The sequence below is a fragment of the Curtobacterium sp. B8 genome, assembly GCF_000333315.1.
GTDB classification, from domain to species: Bacteria; Actinomycetota; Actinomycetes; order Actinomycetales; family Microbacteriaceae; genus Curtobacterium; species Curtobacterium luteum.
The window spans coordinates 1-4,244 of record NZ_BACW01000410.1 but is presented as its reverse complement, the minus strand read 5'-3'; the positions used below and the strand labels follow the sequence as shown (position 1 = coordinate 4,244).

Below are 4,244 nucleotides of genomic sequence, written 5' to 3'. Positions count from 1 at the left end.
GATTTGGACCGGACGACCGAGCCGAGGGGCGTTCCCGGGGCGCTCGTGCCGGCGTGCTCTTCCGCCCAGTCCGCGCCGGGGCACAAAGCCCATCTCCTCGGCGGCACTGCGGGCCCGGTGCGCCCCGTCCACCCACACGAGACGTCCTGCGGCGTCCGCCAGGGCGACGATGCAGCCGGCGGCGCGGGCATCGTCCAGCAGGAGTCGCCGGACGACCGGCAGGGCGGTGCCGAGTGGTCCCGCCCGTCGGACCGCGTCGAGTTCGTCGCGGCCGAGCGCCAGTGGCGGCAGCCCGTCCGGGTCGACGCGGGCAGACCGGCGCCACGACTCGGCCACGAGCGGACGGAGGCCGGACGGTGCGCGCATGCGGCCTCCTGTCCGGATCCCCCGCCGCGTCGTCGCGGTCGGTGCGGTCAGCCTACGTCCGACCTGGCGCGCGGACCAGATCCGCGGTGGCGCAGTGGGCATAGTGGGCACAGTGGGCACAGTGGGCGCGTTCGGCGCCGGAAGCGCGCGGGGGACGATCCGCCGCTGGACGGACGTCCCCCGCGGCCGAGCGTTCGTCCTGGATCAGGGAGGGAACGCTCTCGCCGGTAACCATCCGGCTGGCATCAACCCTCTCACGACGGGAGGGTTCTCGACCAGTGCCCCGCCGACGACCGCCGGACGGCGGGAGCCGTGCAGGGGCCCACAGCTGCCGCGGCTGCCGCTGTTACCGCGGAGCGAGCGGTCGTCGGAGCGTGGCGGACGGCAGCTCCGCGAACACCTGCTCGTAGTAGGCGGCGAAGCGGCCGAGGTGGGAGAACCCCCACGCTCGCGCCACCTCCGCGACGGTGGTCTCCGCGGCGTCGGCGGAGAGCAGCTCCGCGCGCACGCGGTGCAGGCGCGTCTCACGCAGGAACCGCATCGGCGTGATGCCGACCTCGCGTTGGAAGGCGTCCTGGAGACCACGCACGCTGAGACCGGATGCTCGGCTGACGTCCGTGACCGAGATCGGGAGGTGGGCGTTCGCCACGATCCACTCCTGTGCGGATCGGAACCGGGCCGTCCCGGCGGGCGGCACGACGCGCTTCCGGGGCGAGGCGTCGAACGCCGCTGCCACGGCCTCCGCGAGGGCGAGGTTCCACCGGATGCGGGTGGATCGTGCCGTGTCGACGTGGAGCAGTTCGGGTCCGGCGGCGGAGATGACCCGCTGCAGCGTCCGCAGCGCTTCGGGGTCCGGGTGGCGGCGGAACACCAGCGGCCCGGGGACGCCGTCCCGGTGCGCTGCGGCGACCGCTTCGAGGAAGTCGCCGTCGAACCGGACCAGGTGCTGCGTGTTCGGCGTCGCGTCGAACGTGAACTCCCGGTGCGCCGGGTACATCACGGGCACACCCGGGACCATCTCGAGCGGGCTGCTCGAATCCGTGTCGAGCAGGATGCCGGGACGTGTCGCCCACGCCAGGATGTACTGCCTGCCCGGGTTGATCGTGCCCCACCGCCGCGCGCCGACGGCCGAGGTGTTGACCGAGACGTGCTCGTCCCCGACGGTGCGGTACCGCCACGCGAACTCGCCGCGCGTCGCGCCGCTGATGTGGATGTCGTGACTGGCGTAGACACGCTCGTAGAAGGACACCGCCTCGTCGATGTCGAGGCCGCGCCGGTCCAGGTGTTCGGCGCGAGGAGAGTCAGAAGGCATGCGGTGCGATCTTGTCGCACGCCACCGACGCCGCAGCCTCGCGCAGGGGTGTCGCGAGGTCGTCAGCGGCCGAGAACTGCGCCAGGCGGACGAACGGCGCGGACCACCCGCGTTCTGCGGATGATCCACGCCGTTGGCGACCGGATTCCCGGCCCGCTACCGCCCCTGCGGCACGAGTCCGAGGTCGACCAGCTCGTCGTCCGTCAGCATCCGCGATCGGGTCAGGAAGCGCTTCCCCTCCGGCACCTCGAGCGAGAAACCAGCGCCCCGCCCGTCGACCACGTCGATCGTGAGGTGCGTGTACTTCCAGTACTCGAACTGCGCGCGGGACATGTAGACCTCGACGGGGTCGATCCCGTCGACGTCGAGTGCGCCGAGCAGGACGTCACCGGGGCCCGTGCGGAACATGCCGACGGGGTAGCACATCGGGCTCGAGCCGTCGCAGCAGCCGCCCGACTGGTGGAACATCAGCGGGCCGTGCCGGGCGGCGAGGGAGCGCAGGAGCTCCTCCGCCGCCGGGGTGGCCGCCACGCGGGCGGTGCTCATCAGAAGAAGCCCATCGGACCCTCGGCGTAGGACACGAGGAGGTTCTTCGTCTGCTGGTAGTGCTCGAGCATCATCTTGTGGTTCTCGCGCCCGATGCCGGACTGCTTGTAGCCGCCGAACGCCGCACCCGCCGGGTACTGGTGGTAGGTGTTCGACCAGACGCGCCCGGCCTGGATGTCTCGTCCCGCCCGGTACAGCGTCGTGGCCTCACGGCTCCACACCCCGGCGCCGAGCCCGTAGAGCGTGTCGTTGGCGATCCGGATGGCGTCGTCGTAGCCGCTGAAGGACGTCAGCGCCAGGACCGGCCCGAAGATCTCCTCCTGGAAGATGCGCATCGCGTTGTCGCCCTCGAACACCGTCGGCGTGACGTAGTACCCGCCGGACAACTCGCCGCCGAGGTCCGCGCGCTCGCCACCGGTCAGGAGCTTCGCGCCCTCCTGCTTGCCGATGTCGATGTAGCTCAGGATCTTCTCGAGCTGGTCGTTCGAGGCCTGCGCCCCGATCATCGTCGACGGGTCCAGGGGGTGGCCCTGCTTCACCGCACGGACCCGGTCGAGGCCGTCGGCGACGAAGCCGTCGTAGATCTCCTTCGCCACGAGGGCTCGGGACGGGCAGGTGCAGACCTCGCCCTGGTTGAGGTTGAAGAAGGCGAAGCCCTCGAGGGCCTTGTCGTAGAACGCGTCCTGCTCCTGGGCCACGTCGGCGAAGAACACGTTCGGGCTCTTGCCACCGAGCTCGAGCGTCACCGGGATGAGGTTCTGCGACGCGTACTGCATGATGAGCCGGCCGGTGGTGGTCTCGCCGGTGAACGCGACCTTGCGGATGTCGGGGTGCTGCGCGAGCGGGGCGCCGACCTCGATGCCGAAACCGTTCACGACGTTGAGGACCCCGGCGGGCAGCAGGTCGCGGATGAGCTCGACGAGCACGTGGATCGAGGCGGGGGTCTGCTCGGCGGGCTTGAGGACGACGCAGTTGCCCGCGGCGAGGGCAGGCGCGAGCTTCCACACCGCCATGAGGATCGGGAAGTTCCACGGGATGATCTGCCCGACGACGCCGAGCGGCTCGTGGAAGTGGTAGGCCACGGTGTCGTGGTCGATCTCCCCCGTCGAGCCCTCTTGCGCACGGATCGCACCGGCGAAGTAGCGGAAGTGGTCGATCGCGAGCGGGATGTCGGCGCCGAGCGTCTCCCGGATCGGCTTGCCGTTCTCCCACGTCTCGGCGACGGCGAGCATCTCGAGGTGCTCCTCCATGCGGTCCGCGATCCGGTTGAGGATCGTGGCCCGCTCGGCGACGCTCGTCCTCCCCCACGCCGGGAACGCCTTCCACGCGGCCTCCACCGCGCGGTCGACGTCGGTCGAGTCACCGCGGGCGACCTCGCAGAAGACCTTGCCGGTCACCGGCGTGGGGTTCTCGAAGTACTGCCCACCCGCGGGGGCGACGTACTCCCCGCCGATGAAGTGGTCGTACCGCGACCGGTACTCCACGAGCGAGCCCGCCTCGCCGGGTGCGGCGTAGGTGGACGGGGACGGTGCGATGGTCATGGTGGACACCTTTCGACGACGTTGTCGGTGACGCTGGGTCCGCGCCTGCACGGCACGGTACGACCGGGCAGGTTGCATCCGGTTGCACGCTCACCCGCCCGGCTGCACGTGGCCGCGCAACCGTGGTGTCCACCCCCGGGTACCGTCGGAGTCCGAGCAGCGCCGATCAGGGAGGAAGCTCGTGGACTCTCGTGCCGTCCGCACGTTCCGCGTGTTCGTCGTGGTGACCGCCGTGGTGGCGATCGCCCTCGGGGTGGTGGCGGTGGCCTGGCCGCGTCCGACGCTGGTCCTCGTGGCGGTCCTGTTCGGCGTGTACCTGGTCGTGGCGGGCGCGCTGCGCGTGTTCGCCGCGGTCCGGGGGCACGGCACGGCCCCCGTGTGGCGGTGGACGTCCGGCGTGGTCGGCGTCCTGGTCGGCCTCGCCGGCCTGCTGTGCCTCGTCGATCCCGCGGTCCCGCTGGTGGTGTATGCCGTCCTCG

Annotated in this window: 4 protein-coding genes and 1 pseudogene; 1 reads left to right on the top strand and 4 read right to left on the bottom strand. The window is 71.3% G+C overall.

Annotation, left to right across the window (positions count from 1 at the left end):
• The 4 genes and pseudogenes from I59_RS10665 to I59_RS10650 all read right to left on the bottom strand — a co-directional run.
• Positions 1–366 (bottom strand): annotated as a pseudogene (locus I59_RS10665) (transcriptional regulator); the annotation flags it as partial.
• Between the two features lie 346 nt (positions 367–712).
• Positions 713–1,678, bottom strand: coding sequence for a helix-turn-helix domain-containing protein (locus tag I59_RS20915; protein ID WP_083882054.1), 966 nt, complete (start codon positions 1,676–1,678; stop codon positions 713–715).
• A gap of 156 nt (positions 1,679–1,834) precedes the next feature.
• Positions 1,835–2,224: a DUF779 domain-containing protein gene (locus I59_RS10655; protein ID WP_022903862.1), complete on the bottom strand. Its 390-nt coding sequence runs from the start codon at positions 2,222–2,224 to the stop codon at positions 1,835–1,837.
• Entirely contained in the window at positions 2,224–3,765 is a 1,542-nt protein-coding gene (locus I59_RS10650; protein ID WP_022903861.1) for an aldehyde dehydrogenase family protein, read from the bottom strand. Before I59_RS10650 ends, I59_RS10655 begins: the two co-directional genes overlap by 1 nt.
• Before the next feature lie 181 nt (positions 3,766–3,946).
• On the opposite strand from I59_RS10650, the gene I59_RS22095 reads away from it, so the two are divergent.
• On the top strand, positions 3,947–4,244 hold a 298-nt coding region (locus I59_RS22095; RefSeq protein WP_022903860.1), incomplete at its 3' end, for a DUF308 domain-containing protein.

Bases quoted from the DNA above. Each gene is read 5' to 3' on its own strand.
- I59_RS20915 (WP_083882054.1), bottom strand. From the start codon at position 1,678: ATGCCTTCTGACTCTCCTCGCGCCGAACACCTGGACCGGCGCGGCCTC.
- I59_RS10655 (WP_022903862.1), bottom strand. From the start codon at position 2,224: ATGAGCACCGCCCGCGTGGCGGCCACCCCGGCGGCGGAGGAGCTCCTG.
- I59_RS10650 (WP_022903861.1), bottom strand. From the start codon at position 3,765: ATGACCATCGCACCGTCCCCGTCCACCTACGCCGCACCCGGCGAGGCG.